Raw genomic sequence first — 22,566 nt, forward strand, 5'->3', positions numbered from 1 at the left:
CGTTATTTTAAACAGGATCAGGGCCACCTCTGAGGCCCAGACGCTCTCCGGGCGCAATACGCCAATAAAAAGTGAGGAAACGACTTCATGAACGACAAACCGACCATTGCCGTTATCGGCGCGGGCTTGGGCGGCGCCGCGGCAGGCGCTTTACTCCAACAGGCCGGCTACCCCACCAGGGTGTACGAGCAGGCCCCCGCGTTTTCTCGCCTGGGCGCCGGCATCCACTTGGGCCCCAACGTGATGAAGGTCATGCGCCGTATCGGCATCGAGGACAAGCTCGACGCCATGGGCTCTCACCCGGATTACTGGTTCAGCCGTAACGGCATGACCGGCGAGTATCAGTCGCGCATTCCCTTGGGCGAATACGCCCGGAAGCACTACGGGGCGTCTTATATCACCGTGCACCGCGGCGATCTTCACGAACTCATGGTCGACACCCTCGACCAGGACCAGCTCTTTTTCGACAAGCGCGTGACCGACGTCGACGAAAGCGGCGACAAGGTTCGCTTGACCTTCGCCGATGGCACGATCGAAGAGGCGGACCTGGTGATCGGTGCCGACGGTGTCAACTCACAGATTCGCGAAAAGCTGCTGGGTACGGAAGCACCGATTTACAGCGGTTGGGTCGCCCACCGCGCCATCATCTCTGCCGAGAAACTCAAGGCGTATGACCTGGATTTCGAGGCCTGCGTGAAGTGGTGGTCCGAGGATCGTCACATGATGGTCTACTTCGTGACCGGCGACGAAAAAGAGTACTACTACGTGACCGGCGTGCCGGAACCTGACTGGAACCACGGCACGTCCTTCGTCGATAGCTCCCAAGAGGAGATGTTCGAGGCGTTCAAGGGGTATCACCCGACCGTACAGGCGCTGATCGAGTGCACGGAATCGGTCACCAAATGGCCGCTTCTGGAGCGCAACCCGCTGCCGCTTTGGCACGACAACCGCCTGGTGCTGCTGGGCGATGCCTGCCACCCCATGAAGCCGCACATGGCCCAGGGCGCCGCCATGGCCATCGAAGACGCCGCCATGCTGGTGCGCTGCCTGGAAGAGGTGGGCGCAGACGACTACCACGCGGCCTTCGAACTTTACCGCGCGAACCGCTTCGAGCGCGCCTCGCGTGTGCAAAAGGTGTCTCACGACAACACCTGGCTGCGCGAAGAAGAGGATCCGGCCTGGGTCTTTGGCTACGACGTTTTCGAAACACCGCTCAAGACACCGAACACCGCCAACGAGGAGAGCCCGGCATGACCGACACGACCTCCACCTGCACGTATCAGTACGGCGCCAACGTTCACGCCAACGGCATCCGCCAGCACTACCTACGCTTTGGCGGCGAGGCCTCGTCCAACCGCCAGCCGCTGGTGATCATCCCGGGCATCACCAGCCCCGCCATTACCTGGGCGTTCGTGGCCGAGCGGCTGGGTCGCCACTTCGATACCTACGTGCTCGACGTTCGCGGGCGCGGGCTCTCCGCGACCGGCCCCGAGCTTGCCTACGACACCGACACCTGCGCCGATGACATCGTGGCCTTCGTCGAGGCGCTGGGCCTTGAGAACGTGGTTCTGACCGGCCACTCCATGGGCGCACGCTTTGCGCTTCGCGCCATGAACCGCGGTGCCCGCGGCATCGATAAACTGGTACTCATCGACCCGCCGGTCTCCGGTCCTGGCCGTCGTGACTACCCCAGCAAGCTGCCCTGGTACGTGGATTCCATCAAGGACTGCACCGAAGGCGCGGACATCGACACCATGCGCACCTACTGCCCCACTTGGAGCGAGGAGCAGCTTCGCCTGCGCGCCGAGTGGCTGCACACCTGCTACACGCCGGCCATCGTGCAGGCCTTCGAGGAGTTCCACACCGTCGATATCCACCAGGACTTCCCCGCCATCGAGGTTCCCACGCTTTTGATCTGCGCGGGCAAGGGCGGCGTGATCCAGCAAGAGGATCGCGAGGAGATCCAGACCCTGTTGCCGTCGATTCGCATCACCACCGCCGACAACGCCGGTCACATGATTCCCTGGGACGACTTCGACGGCTTCTTCACCGCCTTCGACGACTTCCTGGGCACTTCGCTTTAAGAGGCCGACCGCCATGACGAACGCTAACAAGACCTACCGTATAGGCCAGATCGTGCCGAGCTCCAACATCACCATGGAGACGGAAATTCCCGCCATGCTGACCGCGCGTCAGTTGATTCGCCCGGAGCGATTCACCTTTCACTCCAGCCGTATGCGCATGAAAAACGTCAGCAAGGACGAGCTGGCCGCGATGGATGGCGAGTCCGACCGCTGCGCGCTGGAGCTTTCCGACGCAGCCGTGGACGTGATGGGCTACGCCTGCCTGGTGGCGATCATGTCGATGGGCCCGGGCTATCACCGCGAGTCACAGAAACGCCTGCGCACCCGTACCCAAGAGAACGGCAGCGACACGCCGGTCGTGACCAGCGCTGGCGCGCTGGTCGACGGCCTGCACGTGATGAAAGCCAAGCGCGTGGTGGTCGTGGCGCCCTACATGAAGCCGCTCACCGAGATGGTGGTGGACTACATTCGCCAGGAGAACATCGAGGTCGTGGACTACCGGGCGCTGGAAATTCCCAATAACCTGGACGTGGCGCGCCACGACCCGGTCAACCTGCCGGATATCGTGGCAAGCCTGGATCTGACCGACATCGACGCCATCGTGCTCTCGGCCTGTGTCCAGATGCCCTCGCTTGCGGCGGTGCCCAAGGTCGAGGCGCTGACCGGCAAGCCGGTGATCACTGCCGCCATCGCCACCACCTACGCCATGCTCAAGGCGCTGGATCTCGAGCCGGTCGTGCCCGGGGCCGGAGCGCTGCTCTCGGGCGCTTATTCGGAGTAACCACCATGGCGACACAGGATAGCGCGGTTCAGGGCAGTTCGGTTCAAGACAGCTCGGCTCAGGACAACTCGGCTCAGGACAACTACCGGGGCGTCTGGGACGGCCGGATCGGTTTCGGGCGTAAAGCGGCGCTGTTGGTGGTGGACTTCATGAAAGGCTACGTGCTGGAAGAGTCGCCGCTCTACGCTCCCGGCGTAGTCGAGGCCGTGGCCAATATGCCGGCACTGCTCGAGGCCGCCCGGCAAAGCGCCACGCCTGTCATCCACACCAACATTCTTTACCACGCCCCGGATCAGCTCGACGGTGGCGTCTGGGTGAAAAAATCACCGGTGATGCGCGCCATGGTGGCGGGCAACCCCTTTGCCGAGTTCTGCGATGAGGTCGTGCCCGCATCAACGGAGCCAGTGGTGACCAAGCAGTACGCGAGCGCGTTCTTTGGCACATCGCTTGCCTCGATGCTGACGGCGATGGAGGTGGACACGATCATCGTCACCGGCTGCTCGACCAGCGGCTGCATTCGTGCCACCGCCGTCGATGGTCTGCAGTACGGCTTTCGCGTCATGGTCGTGCGCGACTGCGTGGGCGACCGCCACCCGGACCCGCACGAGGCGAACCTGTTCGATATCGACAGCAAGTACGGCGATGTCATCGACCGGCAAACCGCCATCGATCATCTCCAGAAACACTAACCAAAACGCCCGAGCGGCCCCGGCCCCCGGGCGTTCCCGACCGACAACTCACTAGTCACGACTCACCACTCACGATTCACCACTACCAAAAGGAGCCCCCACTCAACGCACGCCATCACCCCCACAACCATAAAAAAACACTTCGCGTTGATCCACCTGACACCCGATAGGTAACCGACATGACACTTCGCCGTTTGCTAGTAGCCTCCACCCTGGGCCTCGCCTTGAGCTCCAGCGTCCTCGCCGATGAATTCCCCGAGCGCGCGCTCACCCTCGTCGTGCCCTGGCCCGCCGGCGGCGCTTACGATCTGGCAGCGCGCCTGATGGCCGACCACGCGGGCGAGGTCCTCTCCGTGCCCGTGGTCGTGCAGAACGTCACCGGCGCTGCCGGCTCCACCGGGGTTCGTCACGTGGCCGAGGCCGCTGCGGATGGCTATACCCTGGGCATGATGGGCACCCACGCCATCGCCCAAAGTTATATGAACCCCAACGCCACGCCGCTGGACGAGCTCGACCCGCTGGTCTTCATCGGGCCGGAGCCGGCCGCCCTGGCGGTGGGAAGCGATACGGGCATCGAGGATATCGACGCCTATCTCGAGACGCTCAACGACGGCCCGGGGACGATCATCAACGGCAACGACTCCCCCGGTGGCTTCTCTTTTATTGCGGCCAGCATGCTCGAGGCGCAATTCGACGTCGAAATGACCAAGATTCCCTATCAGGGCTACGCGCCGACGCTTTCGGCGCTGCTCTCCGGCGAGGTCATGTCGGCGCTTCTACCCATTCCACTGCTGGCCGACCAGCACGCCTCGGGGCAGCTCAAACTGCTGGGCGTGGCCGCCAACGAGCGCCACCCTTTCGCCCCGGACATTCCCACCTTCCAGGAGCAGGGCTACGACTTCACGGCGGAAGACTTCTTCATGCTCTACCTGCCGCAAGGCGTTGAGGAGGAGCGCCGCAAGGCGTTGGCCTCGGCCTTCTACACGCTGCTCGAGGATGACGATTTTCAAGCGGCGGCCAGCGACGTGGGCCTGGTGATTGCGCCCAAGGAGCGCGAAGCTACCGACCGCTACCTCACCGAGCGCGCCGACGAGGTGTACGACATTCTCGCCGCCGCCGGGTTGGTGGACGCCGAGCTAACGCGCTAAACGCGCGGGCCTTGTGTCTCAACGGGGAGATAACGCCATGCGTACACTCGCACCTCGTCTGGATCGCGCCGTCGGGCGCGACCTCGCCTGCGGCCTTTTTTTCACCACCGTCGCCCTGGCCGGTTTTTCCGATATCTACACCAACGCCCGGCTGATGAATACTTTGGGCGCCGGTCCCGACCCGGGGCCGGCGCTTCTGCCGTTGGTCGTATTGAGTCTGCTCATGCTCGGCGGCGTTGTGCTGTTGCTCAAGGGGGTGGCCGGCTGGGCGCTGAAACGGCGCTCGATCCAGGATCCAGCGGTAACGCCAGAGAACAGCGCGTTCAGTCGCCACGCCCACGCTGCGGCACTGCTCGCCTCCTTGCTCGTGCTGCCAAGCCTTGTGGTCTGGTTCGGCTTTCTGGCGGCCACTTGGCTTTTTGCCGCGCCGTGGCTGGTCTGGCTCGAGTACCGCCGCCACTACAAACGCCGGCGGGCCCTGCTGGTGGGTATCGCCGGAGCGGCGCTGCTCGGCCTTTCCCTGCATCTGATCTTCATTACGCTGCTCGGGGTGGCGCTGTGACGCCCTGGCCAGGAGACGACCATGCTGATCGATAGTTTCTTTTCCGCTCTACTGGCCACCCTGGTCTCGCCCTGGGGGCTGACGCTGGCGGTACTGGGTACGCTGTTGGGGATCGTGCTCGGCGCGCTGCCTGGGGTGAGTTCCACCATGGCGCTGGCCATTTTATTGCCGCTGAGCTTTGGTATGGACCCGGCGTTTGCCATTCTCTTTCTGCTCTGCGTATTCGTTGCCAGCGTTTACGGCGGCTCGATCTCGGCCATTCTGATCAATATTCCTGGCACGCCCGGGGCGATCGTCACCCAGCTGGACGGCCACCCCTTGGCGCGCGCGGGCCGGGCCAAGGAAGCGCTGGTCTACGCGCTGGTGGCGTCGAGTATCGGTGGGGTCATCGGGCTGGCGCTTCTGGTACTCATCGCACCCCTGCTCGCCTCGATCGCCATGAGCTTTCGAAGTCCGGAATTCACGGCCATCGCGGTGTTCGGTCTGGTGCTTTTGGCCTACGCCTCGCCGGGCTCCACGGTGCGCGGGCTGCTGGTCGGTGCCATCGGGCTGTTGTGCGGCATGGTGGGCTTCGATGCCTTGACCGACGTCTCGCGCTTCACTTTCGACACGCGCGGCCTGCAAGGCGGGATCGAGCTGGTGCCGTTATGCGTGGGGCTTTTTGGCCTGGCCGAAGTGCTCAAGCACCTGCATGGAACCCACCGCGCCACACCAGAAGTCGACGCACACGCCACGGCGTCACCGATACCCGGCATCGGCCAAATCGCCAAGCGCTGGGCCTCGATGCTCAGAGGCTCGCTGATCGGTGCGTTGGTCGGCGCCGTTCCCGCCGCGGGCTCGGCGATTGCGGTGGCCATCGCCTACGCTCAGGAAATGCGCTTTTCCAAACACCCGGAGCGCTTCGGTCACGGCGCCATCGAGGGCGTCGTCGGCCCGGAGGCCGCCAACAGCTCGAGCATCGGCGGCACCCTGATTCCGATGATGACCCTGGGCGTGCCGGGGGATGCCATCACGGCGGTGCTGATGGGGTCGCTGCTGATCCACGGCCTGCGCCCGGGCCCGATGCTGTTTGCCGAGAACCCGGGGTTCGTCTCGAGCCTCTACGCCGGATTCTTCATCGCGCTGCTGCTCACGCTGGTCATCGGGCTTTTATTGATGCGCTGGCTGCCTTGGGTGCTGCGCATTCCGTCGCACTTGCTGATGATCGGCATCGCGCTGCTTTGCGTGGTGGGCGCTTACGCCATTCGCAGCAGCATGGCGGATGTCTACATCATGCTGGCGTTCGGGGCGGTGGGCTACGCGCTGCATCTGCTGTCGCTGCCCGCCGCCCCCCTGGCGTTCGGGTTGATACTCGGGCCTTTGCTCGAAGAGAACCTGCGCCGCAGCTTGCTGCTGAGTCGCGGCTCCTGGGAGGTGTTTCTGCAAAGCCCTATCGCGCTGGCGCTGTTCGGTCTTTCGATACTCGCCATTGCCCTGCCGCTTCTGGCACCGCTCTGGGTGCGCCTTGGCAAGGATATCAAGCGGGCGAAAATACCGTGACCCACGCCACTGAAAGCCGCCCAAGCGCTGGGTCAGGGCGCGGTGTCGGCGTTCATCTTTTCCAGCAGGTGCATCAGCGCCACGCGCTCGGCCGGGTTGAGATTGGCCATGGTGGCATCGCTGGTCTGCTTGGCCCGGGGCACCATCGCCTCGACCAGTTCCTCGCCGGGCTCCGTAATCACGACCATCACCTTGCGTTGATCGGAAGGGTCGGTGGTCAGACTGACCCAGCCGCGCGCCTTGAGCCGCTTGATCACTCCACGAATGGTGGCAGGGTCGATGGCCGTGGCGTTGACGATATCGGTCAACGAACTGGGGCCACGCTCCATGACGGTACACAGCGTCACGAACTGAATGGCGGTAAGCTGTTTGTCGGTGGTATGGCGCTGGAAGATGGCGACGTGGCGCTGGTAGGCCTTGCGCAGCAGGTGGCCGACCTGCTCGGAGAACTCGTAGCCTTGCTGCGAAGGCGTGGGGTGGTCGTGGTGAGCGTCTTCGTGCGCTAAACGGTCCGGTGTCATTCAAACTCCCTGCGGTGAACGTTGAGCCAGAAACGGCGTATCAAGACCAGTATGGCACCCGAAAGCAAAGGCTCGCAGGGAAAGCGCTTTAACGCCCCCGCTACTGAAACGGCTTGCGCCGCCGATTTATGGCGTACACATTATAATTTTCTATCGAACGCAGGCAACCCTTGATGCGCCTGGCGAACATTCGTCGACGATCTCGATAACGATGTCATCCACCAAAACGCGGGAGGCTCCCTTGAACAGCGACCACAATGAACACCCCTACGACCGTCAGGCGCTGCTAAACGATAGTGACCTCCTCGTCGTTTACAAAGATGCGCTTCCCTCGCCCAAGCCAGTCCCGGGGCAGCCGGGTACACATTCGGATTTCGTGCCGACCGAACCCGAGCTCTTCATCGCCCTGCTCGCCGATGGCCGGATACTCGCCTTCAACGGCCACGTGGATCTGGGCACGGGAATTCGTACCGCCCTGGCCCAGATCGTTGCCGAGGAGCTCAGCGCGCCGCTCGAGGCGGTCACCATGATACTGGGCAACCCTTTTGAAGTGCCCAACCAGGGCCCGACGCTTGCCAGCGCAACGATCCAGATCACCGCCGAGCCCCTGCGCCGCGCCGCCGCCCAGGCGCGCGAGCATCTGCTCGATCTGGCGGTCCGGCATTTCGATAGCGACCGCGATCAGCTCGTCTGCCACGATGGCCGCATCGCGCCAGACGATAGCACCTCGCCAGGCATCGAGTACGCCACGCTGCTCAAGGGCGCCCGTCACGCTTTGAAACTCGACGACCAGGCGCCGTTGAAGCCAGTGAACACCTACCGATTGGTGGGCCAGTCCTCCGCTCGGGTGGATATTCCGGGCAAGGTCACCGGGGCGTTGACGTTCGTCCACGATGTGCGCGTGCCCGATATGCTTCACGCTCGCGTGGTCCGGCCGCCCTACGCGGGCCACGACCGAGGCGCGTTCGTGGGCACCTCGCTGATCTTTGTCGACGAAGCCTCGGTCAGCGACCTGCCCGGCGTGGTCAAGGTGGTCGTCATCGGCGATTTCATCGGCGTGGTGGCCGAGCGCGAAGAGCAGGCCGCCGCGGCTGCGCGACGGCTCAAGGTGCGCTGGCGCACGCCGACGGCGCTGCCGGATCTGGACAATGTCGAGCAGGCCCTCGAAGCGCTTCCTGCCGAGCGGCGCGTGCTGCTCGAAGAAGGCGAGGTGGACGCAGCGCTGGAAACGGCTCATCACCGTGTGCAGCGCAGCTACCTCTGGCCCTTTCAGCTACACGGCTCGATCGGCCCGTCGTGTTCGGTGGCCGACTACCGCGAGAGCGGACTCGAGGTGTGGTCCGGCACGCAAAACCCGCACAGCTTGCGCGCGGACCTTTCGCGACTGATGGGGCTGGACGAGGGCGCCATTACCGTAACCCGCATGGAGGCTTCGGGCTGCTACGGGCGCAACTGTGCCGATGACGTAGGTGCCGACGCGGCCCTCTTGTCTCGTGCCGTGGGCAGGCCCGTGCGCGTTCAACTCACCCGAGAGCAGGAGCATCTCTGGGAGCCCAAGGGCGCGGCCCAGCGAATGGAGATCGATGCCGGCATCGATGAAGGCGGCAAGCTCGAAGGCTACCGGTTCGTGACCCGCTACCCGTCCAACAACGCCCCGACTCTGGCGCTGCTACTCACCGGCGCTCAAGCACCGAGCGACATGCCTTTCAAGATGGGCGATCGCACCTCGGTGCCGCCTTACCGGTTTGCGCACCGCTATATCGCCTGCGATGACGTCCCCACCCTGGTGCGCGCCTCCTGGCTGCGGGGCGTCTCGGCCATGCCCAACGCCTTCGCCCACGAAAGCGCCATCGATGAACTCGCCTACAAGGCCGGTGAAGACCCGGTAGCCTTTCGGATACGCCACTTGAACGACCCTCGGGCGGCGAAGCTGGTGAGTGCCCTGGCCGAGCGCACACAGTGGGCAGCTCGCCCGGCGTTCAGCGCGCCGCGCTCGAACGATGGCTGGCACTACGGCCGTGGTTTTGCCTACGCCCAATACGTGCACAGCAAGTTTCCCGGCTTCGGCGCGGCACTCGCCGCCTGGGTCGTCGAACTCAAGGTGCATGCCGAAAGCGGGCGCATCGTCATCGAGCGTTTGTACGTGGCCCAGGATGCGGGGCTGCTCGTCAACCCGGCCGGCGTGCGCCATCAAGTGCAGGGCAACATCATCCAGACGCTCAGTCGAACGCTCAAGGAGCGCGTTACGTTCGAAAAAGGTGTGCCGGTCAACCGCGAGTGGGGCAGCTACCCGATCCTGCGTTTCTCTGAGCTACCCGAGATACAGGTGCTAATGCTCGAACAACCCAACCAGCCGCCTCTCGGAGTTGGCGAATCAACCTCACTACCTGGAGCGCCCGCGATTGCAAATGCCCTCTTCGATGCCATTGGCGTGCGCTTTATCCAACCACCCTTTACCGCCGCCTGTGTAAGAGAAGAATTGAACTCGACACCAGCAATGAAAAAACCAACATACGTTAATCAAACACATATAAAACATTAAAGACTTGTTTCCAAACATCCTTTACTAATTATTCTTAAACTAAAACAATTTTAATTAGGCCATTATTTGCTCAAGCTTCGCGCTTAGTCGCCGTTAATAACGCTTGTCACAACACTAAACACAATTCTCTTTCGATTACGCTGCGTCGCTGAGGGTCAGCAACGGTCGTTTCTCGATTTATTGGGGCTATCAATGAACATTTTTTATCGCCTATCGTTAACGCAAAAACTGCTCTTCGCAGTGGCGTTACCCTTATTAGCCGTTGCCATCGTGCTGGGCGTAGTCGTCAACATGCAACTTAATCAGGCGATTCCTTCACTGATCAACAATACCGCTATGCGCCAGGTAGACGCGCGGGCCGATGAGGTCAGTCGATGGATCAATGGTTATCGCAGTTGGCTCAACGTATTAGCGCAGGATGAACGCCTGGCGCAGGGCGCTCCGCTTGCTTCACACGTTGACTGGCTCGCCAAACGTCATGTGTCGGATGGCACCATCGAGTCATTGTTTGTCTCGGATACGGCCGGCAATACGATTAATCAGGAAGGTATGCCGCTTAATATCGCCGAACGCCCCTACTTCCAAGCGCTGGTAGTGGATGGCACCGCGGATAGCCTGCTTCTCGACCCTTTCATCTCCAAGGCCACCAATCAACCGGCCGCCTTGATGGTCGAGACGATATTCGATGAGCGCGGCAACCGGATGGGGCTACTGGGCGTCGCCCTTTCACTCGAATCTTTGACATCTATCACTTCTGAGATCGAGGTCGGTGAAGGCAGCTTCGGCTGGATGCTCGATAGCCAAGGGCGCGTCATCGCTCATCCGGAGGCGTCTTATCGCCTTGCGCTTAACTACACCAGTGGCGATCAAACCCATGGTTACGAAGGCTTGAACGCGCTTGGCACTCAGATGCTGGGTGGCCAGCCAGGCTCGGGCCAAGCCACCATGCCAAGCGGTGAGCATAAAACCCTAATGTGGAACCCGGTCGACGATACGGCTTGGGTGGTCGGCACTACCGTGCCCGCCGCCGTGTTTACCGGCGTAACCCACCATTTATTGCTGTCACTGCTGGTGGCGGGCCTAATTCTCTTTGGGCTATTGCTGGTCGTGGTCGCTTTCGCCGCTCGCCGAGCGCTTGCCCCCATCCGGCATACCGCCAGCGCCATGGCGGATATCGCCCAGGGCAAAGGGGATTTGACCCGCCGTCTGGAGGTCAAATCCCAGGACGAAGTGGGCGATTTGGCAAAAGGCTTCAACGCCTTTGTAGAGCGGATGCAGGAAACGCTTCAGGAGGTACGCCAAAACGCGCAGACCGTGCTGGCCGGCGCCGGCGACATCGCGGACGGCACGCAGGAGCTCTCTACGCGTACCGACCAGGCAGCGGCCAACCTTCAGGAAACCTCCGCCTCGATGGAGGAAATTCACTCGACGGTCGCCCACACCTCGCAAGCTTCCGAACAGGCCAATGGCTTGGCTTTCGAGGCGTCCGGTGCATCGCAACGTGGCAACGAGTCCATGCGCCAGATGCAGACCAAAATGCAGGCGATTACCGAGTCCTCTCACAAGATCAGCGATATTATCGGCTTGATCGACTCGATCGCCTTTCAGACCAACATTCTGGCGCTCAATGCCTCGGTCGAAGCCGCCCGCGCAGGTGAACAGGGCCGTGGTTTTGCCGTCGTTGCCAGTGAAGTGCGCATGCTTGCCAGCCGTTCGGCTACCGCTGCTCAGGATATCCGTGCCCTGATCGATGTGTCGGTGGGCCACACCCAGGAGGGTAACCAGATCGTTTCCGCGGCGGCTCAGCAGATGGAAGAGATCCATCGAAGCATCACCCAAGTGACCGACGTCATGGGCGAGATTGCCGCCGGCGCTCGAGAACAAACGGCGGGCATCGAGCAGGTCAACACCGCGGTGGCGGAAATGGACACCATGACGCAGCAAAACGCCTCGATGGTCAGTCAAAACGCTTCGCTGGCCGCGCAAATGCGCGAGAATGCCCAGCGTCTGGATCGGCTGATGAGTGATTTCGTGTTGGGTAACGAAACCGCCTTCTTCACATCCCCCATGTCGTCTACGCAGCGTAGCGCCAGCGCACTTCCAAAGCCCGAGCACTCTGCCGCCCCGCGTGCTGCTCGCCAGGATGTTGCCGAATGGGAAGAGTTCTAAGACGTTTCGCCTCTCACCTGACACTCGCCTGTAAAAAAACCCGCGATCCTGGATCGCGGGTTTTTTATCATCGGCGTTAAACGGTCGGCCCACCGGCGAAAGCCAAGTGTTGAGGTGCTCTGCTGACCACCATCAAGTCGTTATTCGACACCACCCGCAAGGTAGGTCGAGAAGGCCTTATCGCCGTTTTTTAACGAGCACGTCGTTCACAGCGTCTAAAAACGCCACCCGTGACGCAACGTGAGGCGTCGTCAATAAACTCCCCCCCACAAACAGCAGCGTTGCGACAAAAATCCCCCAGATACCTGCCGGTAAGCCAAGTAACGTATTGCCGGTCGCGTACATCGCGAGTACGAACGTACTGGTCCCCAGGATACTGGCCAGTGCCCCGAATGCCGTACCACGTTTCCAATAAAAAGCCCCCACGATGGCTGGCACCATGGCCACCAGCCCAGAGGAGGCGGCCACGGAAAGCACCGCAATCAAATCCAGCTGAAGTTCGGCAAAGCCCAGCGCCAGCAGCGCGATCACCGGCACGACCAGCTTGCCGACCAGCAGTTGGCGCTTCTCGCCCGCGCCGGGGCGAGCGTGGGTATAAACGTCGCGGGAAAGCATCGAGGCAAGCGTCAGCATGATGGAATCGATCGTGGAGACCGCGGCGGCCAGAATACCGACCATCACGATCACGCCCAGCAGTGGCGGCACGAGACCGGAACCGAGCAGGGTCGGCGTGGCAAGGTCAGCGCGTTCGAGGCCGGGAAAAGCCACCAGCGCGGAGAATCCCCATAGCACCGATACCAGGGTGTAGATCAAACCGAACACCATGAAGCCAATCAGCATCTGGCGCATGGCAGTGAGCGAGGCCGGCATAAAAAGGCGTTGGCTTACCTGGGGGTTGGAGAGGCTAAAGAAAAACCAGGGGATGCTTAACCCCAAAAAGGTGGTCAGGCTAAAAAGCCCCGGCCCCGGTACGGTGAGCGCCTCGGGGTGCTCGCTCGAAAGCGTTGCGAAAAGCCCACTAAAGCCCCCTAGCCCTCGAATGACCAACAGCGCCACCAGCGTCGAGGCGACGATCATCACCAGCGCCTGCAGCGAATCGGTCCACATGACCGAGCGAATGCCAGCGATGTAGGAGAAGAACACCGCGATCGCCGTGGCCAGCATCACCCCGGTGGTGAAGCTCACCGCCCCGCCGGACATGCCCTCCAAAAGGTAACCCACGCCGGCCAGCTGTACCGCCGAATAGGGGATCAAAAAAATACAGCTGGCCACCGACATCGAAAGCGCCACGTACTTGCTGTGATAACGAAAGCCCAACATCTCGCTGGGCGTGACGAAACCGAACGCGCGGCCCACCGCCCAGAAACGCGGCCCGAAAATCGCCACCAACGACACGCCGGCAAAATAGATGATCTCAAAGCCCAGCGCCCCGACGCCCCCCGCGTAGGTAAGCCCGGCCAGCCCCACCATCATGAAGGCGCTGTAGGTCGTGGCACTATAGCTAAGCGCGGACACGAACCCGTTCATCTGCCGATTGCCCAGAAAATACCCGGACATGCTGTCTACCCGCCCCTGGCGGGATAAAAACGCGATCACGACCGATACGACAAGATAAAGCACGATGGCGACCCATATCATCGACTCAGTCACCGTCGTACTCCTTGAATCCTTGGGTGATGAAAATATTCAGCACGATCACCAAAAGCCCGGCCCCGCTCCAGAACAGAAAGCTGCCGTACCAGGCCGCTACGTGAGTCAACACGGTATAAGGCACCAGACAGCACAGTACGACCACTGCCCAAACGGCCCATATCCATTTTTCGCGCGCCATGATGTACCTCTTGTTGTATTGGCGATATCGACCTATTGCCCGCCTTGAAACGCCACTGACAGGCAGACGAAGCATTTCAGCATACTTTGCCCCTGCCAACTCTTCTGTCAAGAAAGCGTGATGCTTTACACAAGTTTGCGTTAAAAACACCGTCAAAACACCAGGACATTACGCCAGGCGCTCTGCCTTACGCGCAGTGGGCGGCCAAAGCGCCTTCCCGGTGCCCGGCATCGGCTTAATTACGTGCATTTAAGCCGGGTATTTCACGCCTACCCCTTCAAGCACTTCTGATACTTTATGACCAGACAAGCCGTTGTCGACTCATATTAATGAAGGGCAACGACTCACGATAATGAACGACTTGCCGGGTAGCGTCTGGCAGGTCTTTAAAGAGTTCGCCGTGGCCCTTAAAAGATACCGCCTTATGACTGGTTTTACGCTTTTAGAGCTTTTGGTCGCGCTGGCCGTGTTGGCCTTGCTCGCGGCGGTGGCGTTTCCCAACTTCGCTCGGCTGATCGAGACAAACCGTGTGGTGGGCGCCACCAACGAGTTCAAGACCGCGCTGAATTTCGCGCGAAGCGAAGCCGTGCGGCGTAACCGAAGCGTATCGCTGACCCCGCTAACGGGCGGCTGGGCGGCCGGCTGGGAAGTCGTCGACCCTGGTGGCAACCCACTGCGCCGCTGGCCGCAGTCGCTTGAAAACCTGAACGTCGCGGGCGCCCCGTCTTCCATCCGTTTTAATAGCCTTGGGCGCTTTACCCACCCGATCACCGCGCCCCTTTCCCTTCAGCTGGGCAGCCAGGCGCGCTGTATTCGCCTGGAGCGCAGCGGCCTCTCGCGGGTACAGGGCTGCGGTGAACAACGCGCCACCGGGGGTCCATGAAAAACGCGCAGCGCGGGGTGTCGCTTTTAGAAGCGCTGATTGCCATGCTCATCATGTCGATTGGGCTACTTGGCGTGGTCGCGCTGCAAACCCAGGCACTCTCACAGCAGCGAAGCGCCTATCTGGAAACCCAGGCCACCAACATGGCCCAGGACATGCTGGATCGTATTCGTGCCAATAAAGAGGATGCGAGGGCCTACGCGCTGACCCCGGGGCAGCCCTCGAGCGGCAGCGGCCTGGTGGCCAGCGACACCCAAGGCTGGGTGCGTGACCTGGCCGACGTACTGCCCCAAGGCCTGGGCGAGGTCGTGGTGACCCCGCCAGAGATAAGCGTAACAGTGAGCTTTGAAGAGCCGTCCTCCCCCGGCGAGCGGCGCCGCATCCAACTGGTTTCGGAGCTTTAAGATGCGCGATCGCCGCCTTCACCCCTCGCCCAGCGCTTCGCCGCCCCAGGCAGGCTTTACCCTGGTCGAGCTTTTGGTGGCGATGGTGATCGGCGTGCTGGTTATCATGGGCGCCACCCAGCTTTTTGTTGCTTCTCAACGCAGCTACCAAATCACCACCGCACTCGCCAATATGCAGGATACCGGGCGGTTTGCGCTGGAAACGCTTTCGCGCGAGCTTCGTCAAGCGGGTTTCAGAGGTAGTTGCGTGTCGCCTCCACCTCCTGACGATAACACGACACTTTCGGTACAGGGGCACGCGCAACCTGATAGCTCGCTAATCAATGCGTTGCCGGAAGCTCATAGCATTGAATTTCGTGGCGGTCCTTCCCAAGTAATACCCAACCCTATTCCAGTCTCAATCGATACCTTAACGGCTTCAGAACAGCTGACCTTATTACAGGGCCCATTTAAATGTGCCCTTTTTCAGGGTGAACTCCCGCCAAAACTTAGCGCTAGCGACTACCCGGAAAGCAGAACCTTTGCATGGATACTGGATAGTGCCACTTACTACCTGGGCACCGATGACGACAACGCGAACGCCCCTTCGCTTAGACGCGTTGATACCAGCGGCGATAGAGGGAACGAAGTACTCGCGAGCCACATCCCGGCCTTTCGCGCCCTCTTTTTGATCGGTGACGAGTATTTGCCCCCCGAGGCGTTAAGCGCTGATCAGTGGAAAGCAGTTCGCGCCGTACGTATCAGCCTGATCGTACAAAGCGAGCGTACCGGCCTGCGCCAGGCGCCCACCACGATTGCCACTGGCAACTTTCGCTCGAACCCGTTTAACGCCGATGACGGACGCCTTTATCAGGCCTTCACCACGACCATCGCGCTAAGGAACCCGGGGAGTCGACCATGAACCGCGAGTACGGTCATCCAACGGCTCAGCGCGGTATGGCGCTGGTACTCAGCCTGATTTTTCTGGCCATCGTGACGCTGGTGAGCCTTTCGTCGATGCAAGGCTCGATAACCCAGGGACGCATGGCGCTTAACCAGCAGGATTACAATGCAGCACTGCAAGCTGCCGAAGCCGCTTTATATGAGGCTGAGCAACAATTAAAAGAAAACCCTTCAATACAAGACTTTCGTAATCGTGATTGCCGTGGGCAGTTAGAACCCACTAGGGAAGTATTAAAAAATTTAAAAAACTGGTCTTTTCATGGGAAAGAAGGGGCAGGACAAATCCTCGACTCTTATTACTGTATCGAGCTGGTAGCCGAGCTTGGCTCGCACCACACCGGCGCAGGCCTAGAAATGATTGAATTTCTTTTTAATATCAATTCCGTAGGGTTTGGTAAGTCGCAGGATACGGCCGTTATGCTTGAAGTATTTTTTGCACATGAACAGGGGGCGGCAGTAAAACCATGAACAAACCGAGCTACGCGCGCCTAACCGCCACCCTGCTGATGGCCCTGACGGCAAGCTTTGGGGTAAGCCCTGTCATGGCGCTGGGGACCAGCCCACCACCTACCACCGAGCCGCCTCCTACCACTGCCCCCCCCGCGACGGGCACTCCCTCTGAGCCGCCCACCACCACGGAACCGCCAGTCAGTGGCGGCGGCGGCGTCATCGATGAAGCGTATGAAATACCGCCCGATAGAACGGGGGTCGCCAACGCGCCGTTCAATGCGGTAAGCCACGTCGATCCTAATATCCTGTTGATTTTGGATAACTCGGAAAGCGGCCAGGAGGGGCTGGATGGTCGCGTGGCAATCGGCACGACCCAGGGCGACCGAGAAACGCTTGCCGCCTGTCAGCTCAATACGTTTAATGCCTCACTATGCCCGGCCGGGGCACGTTCACCGCTGAGCAAATCGAGCATCATGAAGCGCGTGGGGCGCGAGTTGATCGACCGTTACCGGGGCGAGATCAACCTGGGGTTGATGGCGTATCAGCAAAACCCGGCCTCTCGAACTCGCGACGATGCCTTCAATGGCCGTACCGTGGTGTGGCGGCTAACCGAACGCGCACTCGACGCTCGTTATTCGACAACGGCCAACCCCAGTTGGTACGCGCCCAACTTTACCGGCGCCTGGAATGCCTCCACCAAACGCTTTCGCTCAAAGCTGCCAAACAGTAATTTCTATACCTTTTTTAACGTAGGCGTGCCGGGCTACACCTTCGACGAGTCCTATTCCACGGGTGTGCCCACCCACGATGTTACCGAGTACTGGCGCAACATCCAAAATCCCACGGCCACCGCCGATCAGCGTGTCGAACGCTATAGAGGGCTTGCGGGCAATAATACCGGCTGGTCGGTTATCGAACCCAATCGAGTGTGGTACGACGACCCCGTCATCGCGGGCTATACAGGTTTTCTGGGCCGTACACCCATCATAGGCACATACAACCTTCCATTGGTAGACAGCCTGCGCCAACGCGGCATTCCCAATTGGGGGGCGCATACCGCTTCTATCGCACTGAACCAATTGGAGTGGCGTACCGCCTCCTCCCCAGGGCTTGGCTATCTTCACGTGCCCATCGGCGGATCGCTTCCCGATGGCTCGATCGACAACGCTCACTGGACATCGATTCTCACCAAACTTCAGCCGCAGCGCCACGACTGGAACGGCAACGGCAACCCGATGACCGACCCCGCCTGGCCGTTGCTCGCGACCGGGCTTACCCCCATCGAAGGCACCATGTACACCGCGCGGGACTACTTTTTGAACAATACTAGCGCGGGCAGTTCCTTTACCAGCAACCAGGGGTATCGCGCCGGAATGCGCATCCCGAACATCAACAACCCCAGCGCCCAGCAGTGTCTGGTCAATGCCAATATCTGGCTCACCGATGGCTTGCCCTCGGTCGACCGTTTCGGGCGCTCGCTGGGCAACAACGTGGGCCAGGCACTTGGAGACGCGCAAAACGCCATTAGACGCCTTTATGACGATACCGCCCGAGCACTGCCAAAACCGGTCAGAACCTACGTCGTGGGCTTCAACCTGCCGCCGGACATCAACAACCTACCCGGCGTGCCCCAGGACCCGCTGGGCGAACTGGCCCGGGCGGGCGGCACCGAACGCGCCTACTTCGCCAACGACGAAGCCTCGCTTAACCAGGTAATGCAGCAGGTGCTCGGCAACATCATCACCGCCTCGCAATCCAATACGTCCTCGGCGGTGAGTAACGACTCCTTTGATTTGGAGAGCAATAACCTGCTTTACAGTGCGGGTTTTCGAAGTGACGACTGGTCGGGCCGGTTGACCGCCGCCGCGATCGGACCCAACGGCACACTGACGCCCCGCTGGAACGGTGAAACTCAGCTCGCCGGTCAGGCCGGGAGTCGCCGTCTTTTGACCTCCTATCGCCCACAGCCAGACGCACGGCGTACCGGGGCGGTGCTGGGCACGAGCACCAGCGGGTTCACCCAGGCAGAGATCGACTGGTTTCAGGGACTCAACCGCCCGCCGCTGCGCGCCCGCCAGTCGCTTCTGGGCGACATCATCAATGCCAATCCGGTCGTGCTCCCCAAAAGCGCCACGCGCGTGCCGCTTCTATTGGTAGCCGCCAACGATGGCATGCTGCATGGCTTCAACGCGGATACCGGGCGCGAGCTCTTTGCCTATCTGCCCTCGGAGCTCACCCAGGGGAGCTCACCCCCGCTTCGTGAACTGACCCGGGCAACCTACAGCCACCGCTACTTCATGGACGGCACCCCAGCGGCGCGCGAGATAACGGTCAACGGCAGCCCCCGCGCAGTGGTCGTGGGTACCATGGGGTCGGGCGGGCGCACGGTGTTTGCGCTGGATGTGACCCAGCCGAACCAAATGGGCGCGCAAAGTGTGCTGTGGGAGTTTCGTCATCCGGAGCTGGGTAGCGGTGTGAGCGACCCCACGATTACCCAGCTAAGCGATGGCACCTGGGCGGCCATCTTTGGTAACGGTTACAACAGCACCGGCTACCAGGCCTCGCTCTTCGTGGTCAATCTGGCGACCGGCCAACTGATCGCCCACCTGAAAACCGGCGAAGGTACGCTCGAGGCCCCCAACGGGCTAGCCACGCCGACCGTTACGGCGTGGCCAGAATTTACCAGCGGTGCTCACTTCGCCTACGCCGGTGACCTGGCAGGCAACCTGTGGCGCTTTTCACTAAGAGGCCGCGGTACGATCACGAAACTCTACTCAGGCTCCCGCGCCCAGCCGATCACCTCGGCCCCTGCGGTTACCTTGAGTAGCAACGCGCAGGACGGGCTCATGGTGCTCTTCGGCACCGGCAGCTACTTTAGAAATCAGGATATAAGCGACCGAGGCGTTCAGCAGTTGATCGGTATTCGCGATCAGGTCGATCGTACGAGCCCGGTGACGGCCGGCCAGCTTCTGACCCAACGCATTACCGCCACCGCCGCCCAAAACGGGGTAACCGCACGCGCTACCACCAACCTTGCGCTGACCGGCAACCAGCCGGGGTGGCGGATGGAGCTGCCCGTAGGCGAGCGCGTCACCGCCTCGCCGTCCCTCTCGAGCGGCCTTCCCAGGCGGGTGCGGTTTTCGACTCTGCTGCCGGATAATACGGACCCTTGCGGTGGCCGACGCGTGGGCTATTTTCTATCGCTTTTGGCCGATACCGGCGGCAGCGGCGGGGCCACCATTTTCGACCTCAACCGCGATGGGGAGGTCGATAGCAACGCCACGATCAACGGCAATGCCATCGTAGGCCTACAGGTAGGTAGCGGCGAGCGCCTGGTGGGGGTCAAAAATTCAGAGACCGGGCGCGAAACGCTTTTTATCGGCAACCCCGGGGATTCAGCCGCCTCGCCGGATGGCAGCGGGTTGATCACGGTCGATTTCAACGAAGTGCCGCTCGGGCGCCGCTCCTGGCGCCAACTGACCGGCGAGGAAGTCGAGGCGCTGCGTTGAGATCACCAGGGTCGCACGGTCCACTGAACCAGCCGGGCGACGAGCGGGCGCACCACCAAAATGCACAAGAAAGCGGCCGGCATCGCCACCCGGTAGGCCTGCCATACTTGGCCCATGAACCCCGGCTCCCAACCGCTGTTAACGGCGGTAATCACCAACGTCATCAAAAAAGCCATGATGGACGACATGTAAAAAGCGAACACCAGTGGAGTAAACTTCGGGTGCAGCTTGCGCGCCGCCAGCAGGCGTTGCTCGGGGAAAATTTTTCGAACCATCACCACGGCCTTTATCGATTTAGCAAGCTGCCTACTTTACTTGTTTAGCGAAGAAGGGTGAAAGCCCAAGTGCCGGGAGTACCCCTTACCCGGCATCGCGTCACGCATAGGCGGTGGAGGAGGCTTTCTTCTGCTTCAGGCGCCCTAGCTGGTAAAGGTCGTTCAGGTAGAAATCCAGCTGCCCGATCAGGTAATTCAGCGGTATGAGCAGAAAAATCAGCACCATCAGAATGGCCGGCTCATTCAGCCAACCAAGCGAGGGAGTGATGACGGGATAAAGCAGCGTGTAGATACTCATGCCGCCCAAAAACTGGGCAATGAGGCTATTGAGTATGACCAGGCCGATAAAAAGCGGCCGCCAATCGCGCCGGGGCAACGCCATGCTGCCCACAAGCGGAAGACGCGCGGTCAAACGGGGGCCAAAACGCAGCTGTGAGCGACGACGCAGTAGCGCCATGGCGGCTTCATCGTCCTCGTGCTCGAACGCCTCCCGGGCCAACGTCTTATCGAACTCCGCTCCCAACGCCGTTTCTACCGCCTGGTCGAACTCCTGGCCACCGCTTTCCCGGTCGCGCTCCGCCGCCGCCTTGAGTGATTCAAGGCGCGCTCGGTCCTTCATCGAAAGCTTCTTGTGATTATCGAAATTGATGGCGTAGTTGACCGCATAGAGCTGATAAAGCGTGGCGGTGACGCCGATAAAGATCAAAGCGTAAACAATCGCACTAAGCATGGGCGGGCCTACTCATAAGATGGGTGGTTTAGAGTCAATCAAGCGTTACTTATATTTAACAATATCTGCGTCTATATTCGAATGTGGCATGAAAGCGCAGTCAAGCTAAGCTACCATAGCGCCACGCGCAGCACGGGCAAAACAATAACACCGCCTGACTGGTTATCTGGCTCATAAGGAGCATTTCATGCCCTCTCAACACTCCACTTCCTTGAGTGGCGATGCACCCCATCGACCGTCCCATGCCAAAAAATACCTGGCGGCGCTGGGCCCCGGCTTTCTGTTTGCAGGCGCAGCGATTGGTACCTCCCACGTGGTGCAATCTACAAGAGCCGGCGCCGAGTACGGTATTGGGCTTTTGGGCTTTATTCTACTTGCGGTGCTCTTGAAGTATCCTTCGTTCTTCTTTGGCCCGTTTTATGTCAGCGTCACCGGGCAATCCCTGGTCGAAGGATACCGCCAAACCTTTGGTCGCTTTGTGGTCGGCCTTTTCGCGCTGGTGCAAATTCCAGTCACCGCTATCATCATCGCCGCCATTGCGATCACTACCGCAGGTCTTGCGGGCAGCATCGTGCCCCTGACGCTGAGCCCGCCCACCGTCGCGGTGATTTTGATTGCGCTTTGCGGCGTGCTCACCTTTGCCGGGGGTTACAAGCTGCTGGACTGGATCAACAAGGTATTCGTGGTGATTTTGAGCGTGACCACGGTGCTGGCCGCTGCCGCCGCCCTACCGCTGGTGGAATGGACGTTCTACCCGGCCACCGCGGCATCGCCGCTCTGGAGCGTGGCCACTTTCGTCACCCTGGTCGCCGTGCTGGGCCTGATGCCCTCCGACATCACACTGGCCATCATGAACTCGCTCTGGTCCGAGGCGCGCAACAAAAAACAGGGCACGCGCAGCGAGACCGCCGCCGAAAAAATCGACTTCAACATTGGCTACATCGGCGCGGGCGTGCTGGCCGCGTGTTTCGTGATCATGGGCGCGGGAGTCATGCATAGCCAAGCCATCAACCCGGCGGACGGCGCGGTCGGCTTTGCCACCCAAGTGATTAGCCTCTACACCAGCACCCTGGGCGAGTGGAGCGGCGTGGTCGTGGGCATTTCCGCCTTTACCGTCATGCTCACCACGCTTTTGACCGTACTCGACGGTTTTCCGCGCATGATCAGCGCCTCCTGGTACACTTTTACCCGGCCCACCGGAGCCATCGAAGAGACGCGCACCCTCGAAGGCAGCCCGGCCTTTCTGGTATCGCTGGCCGGGCTTTCGCTGCTGGCGGCGGTGATTCTCTATACGTTGATGGGCAACTTCCGGCTGTTCATGGACTTTGTCATGGTTGTGGCCTTTTTGCTGAGCCCGATACTTGCCGCGCTGAACCACTTCACCGCCAACGGCGCGACCGTCCCCCCAGCACTTCGCCCCTCGAAGCTGATCAACGCCTGGAGCTGGCTGGCGATTGCCACGCTGACGCTGTTATCCCTGGGCTATATCGTCGTGCAGTTTTTGTAA

Annotated in this window: 20 protein-coding genes; 15 read left to right on the forward strand and 5 right to left on the reverse strand. The window is 61.0% G+C overall.

Features of this window, described 5'->3' with window-relative positions; all coding sequences use genetic code 11:
• Positions 1 to 87 precede the first annotated feature (87 nt).
• The 7 genes from ACWHRL_RS16420 to ACWHRL_RS16450 all read left to right on the forward strand — a co-directional run bounded on the left by ACWHRL_RS16420 (position 88) and on the right by ACWHRL_RS16450 (position 6,803).
• Positions 88 to 1,254, forward strand: a complete 1,167-nt coding sequence (locus ACWHRL_RS16420) for an FAD-dependent monooxygenase (RefSeq protein ID WP_447894495.1) — start codon at positions 88 to 90, stop codon at positions 1,252 to 1,254.
• Positions 1,251 to 2,084 (forward strand): alpha/beta fold hydrolase, encoded by an 834-nt coding sequence (locus ACWHRL_RS16425; protein WP_447894496.1) that lies wholly within the window; start codon positions 1,251 to 1,253, stop codon positions 2,082 to 2,084. Before ACWHRL_RS16420 ends, ACWHRL_RS16425 begins: the two co-directional genes overlap by 4 nt.
• Positions 2,085 to 2,097: 13 nt before the next feature.
• Complete coding sequence (locus tag ACWHRL_RS16430) at positions 2,098 to 2,865, forward strand: maleate cis-trans isomerase family protein (RefSeq protein WP_447894497.1); 768 nt, start codon at positions 2,098 to 2,100, stop codon at positions 2,863 to 2,865.
• Between the two features lie 5 nt (positions 2,866 to 2,870).
• The gene (locus ACWHRL_RS16435; RefSeq protein ID WP_447894498.1) at positions 2,871 to 3,554 is read left to right on the forward strand and encodes an N-carbamoylsarcosine amidohydrolase; all 684 of its coding nucleotides are present in this window, start codon (positions 2,871 to 2,873) and stop codon (positions 3,552 to 3,554) included.
• Positions 3,555 to 3,733: 179 nt separating this feature from the next.
• Positions 3,734 to 4,702, forward strand: coding sequence for a Bug family tripartite tricarboxylate transporter substrate binding protein (locus ACWHRL_RS16440; protein ID WP_447894499.1), 969 nt, complete (start codon positions 3,734 to 3,736; stop codon positions 4,700 to 4,702).
• 37 nt (positions 4,703 to 4,739) lie between these two features.
• Entirely contained in the window at positions 4,740 to 5,264 is a 525-nt protein-coding gene (locus ACWHRL_RS16445) for a tripartite tricarboxylate transporter TctB family protein (protein ID WP_447894500.1), read from the forward strand.
• A gap of 21 nt (positions 5,265 to 5,285) precedes the next feature.
• A complete protein-coding gene (locus ACWHRL_RS16450; RefSeq protein ID WP_447894501.1) occupies positions 5,286 to 6,803 on the forward strand; it encodes a tripartite tricarboxylate transporter permease in 1,518 nt (505 codons plus the stop codon).
• Positions 6,804 to 6,835: 32 nt separating this feature from the next.
• On the opposite strand, the gene ACWHRL_RS16455 is transcribed toward ACWHRL_RS16450, so the two are convergent.
• Positions 6,836 to 7,324, reverse strand: coding sequence for a MarR family winged helix-turn-helix transcriptional regulator (locus ACWHRL_RS16455; protein ID WP_447894502.1), 489 nt, complete (start codon positions 7,322 to 7,324; stop codon positions 6,836 to 6,838).
• Between the two features lie 241 nt (positions 7,325 to 7,565).
• Here ACWHRL_RS16455 and ACWHRL_RS16460 point away from each other — a divergent pair, with 241 nt between their 5' ends.
• Positions 7,566 to 9,866 carry a molybdopterin cofactor-binding domain-containing protein gene (locus ACWHRL_RS16460; RefSeq protein WP_447894503.1) on the forward strand — a complete coding sequence of 767 codons (2,301 nt, stop codon included), beginning with the start codon at positions 7,566 to 7,568 and terminating at the stop codon, positions 9,864 to 9,866.
• A 192-nt stretch (positions 9,867 to 10,058) separates the two neighbouring features.
• The gene (locus tag ACWHRL_RS16465) at positions 10,059 to 12,035 is read left to right on the forward strand and encodes a methyl-accepting chemotaxis protein (RefSeq protein WP_447894504.1); all 1,977 of its coding nucleotides are present in this window, start codon (positions 10,059 to 10,061) and stop codon (positions 12,033 to 12,035) included.
• Between the two features lie 177 nt (positions 12,036 to 12,212).
• Here the strand turns inward: ACWHRL_RS16465 and ACWHRL_RS16470 are convergent, their stop codons facing one another.
• Together ACWHRL_RS16470 and ACWHRL_RS16475 are read right to left on the reverse strand one after the other, a co-directional pair.
• Positions 12,213 to 13,685, reverse strand: coding sequence for a sodium:solute symporter family protein (locus tag ACWHRL_RS16470; RefSeq protein ID WP_447894505.1), 1,473 nt, complete (start codon positions 13,683 to 13,685; stop codon positions 12,213 to 12,215).
• On the reverse strand, positions 13,678 to 13,866 hold the full coding sequence (locus ACWHRL_RS16475; RefSeq protein WP_447894506.1) for a hypothetical protein: 189 nt from the start codon (positions 13,864 to 13,866) through the stop codon (positions 13,678 to 13,680). The genes ACWHRL_RS16470 and ACWHRL_RS16475 overlap by 8 nt, the downstream gene beginning before the upstream one ends.
• A gap of 424 nt (positions 13,867 to 14,290) precedes the next feature.
• Here ACWHRL_RS16475 and ACWHRL_RS16480 point away from each other — a divergent pair, with 424 nt between their 5' ends.
• Genes ACWHRL_RS16480 through ACWHRL_RS16500 form a run of 5 tightly spaced genes read left to right on the forward strand, consistent with a single transcriptional unit; the run spans position 14,291 to position 20,054 of the window.
• Positions 14,291 to 14,749 carry a GspH/FimT family pseudopilin gene (locus tag ACWHRL_RS16480; protein WP_447894507.1) on the forward strand — a complete coding sequence of 153 codons (459 nt, stop codon included), beginning with the start codon at positions 14,291 to 14,293 and terminating at the stop codon, positions 14,747 to 14,749.
• Positions 14,746 to 15,153, forward strand: a complete 408-nt coding sequence (gene pilV, locus ACWHRL_RS16485; protein ID WP_447894508.1) for a type IV pilus modification protein PilV — start codon at positions 14,746 to 14,748, stop codon at positions 15,151 to 15,153. The genes ACWHRL_RS16480 and pilV overlap by 4 nt, the downstream gene beginning before the upstream one ends.
• A gap of 1 nt (position 15,154) precedes the next feature.
• A complete protein-coding gene (locus tag ACWHRL_RS16490; protein WP_447894509.1) occupies positions 15,155 to 16,054 on the forward strand; it encodes a PilW family protein in 900 nt (299 codons plus the stop codon).
• Positions 16,051 to 16,563, forward strand: a complete 513-nt coding sequence (locus ACWHRL_RS16495) for a pilus assembly PilX family protein (protein ID WP_447894510.1) — start codon at positions 16,051 to 16,053, stop codon at positions 16,561 to 16,563. The genes ACWHRL_RS16490 and ACWHRL_RS16495 overlap by 4 nt, the downstream gene beginning before the upstream one ends.
• On the forward strand, positions 16,560 to 20,054 hold the full coding sequence (locus ACWHRL_RS16500; RefSeq protein ID WP_447894511.1) for a pilus assembly protein: 3,495 nt from the start codon (positions 16,560 to 16,562) through the stop codon (positions 20,052 to 20,054). The genes ACWHRL_RS16495 and ACWHRL_RS16500 overlap by 4 nt, the downstream gene beginning before the upstream one ends.
• A 2-nt stretch (positions 20,055 to 20,056) precedes the next feature.
• Here the strand turns inward: ACWHRL_RS16500 and ACWHRL_RS16505 are convergent, their stop codons facing one another.
• Positions 20,057 to 20,329 carry a DUF2798 domain-containing protein gene (locus tag ACWHRL_RS16505; protein WP_447894512.1) on the reverse strand — a complete coding sequence of 91 codons (273 nt, stop codon included), beginning with the start codon at positions 20,327 to 20,329 and terminating at the stop codon, positions 20,057 to 20,059.
• Between the two features lie 100 nt (positions 20,330 to 20,429).
• A complete protein-coding gene (locus ACWHRL_RS16510) occupies positions 20,430 to 21,059 on the reverse strand; it encodes a hypothetical protein (RefSeq protein WP_447894513.1) in 630 nt (209 codons plus the stop codon).
• 187 nt (positions 21,060 to 21,246) lie between these two features.
• Between ACWHRL_RS16510 and ACWHRL_RS16515 the strand changes: the two genes are divergently transcribed.
• The gene (locus ACWHRL_RS16515; protein ID WP_447894514.1) at positions 21,247 to 22,566 is read left to right on the forward strand and encodes an NRAMP family divalent metal transporter; all 1,320 of its coding nucleotides are present in this window, start codon (positions 21,247 to 21,249) and stop codon (positions 22,564 to 22,566) included.

The organism is Vreelandella sp. GE22 (assembly GCF_968212445.1).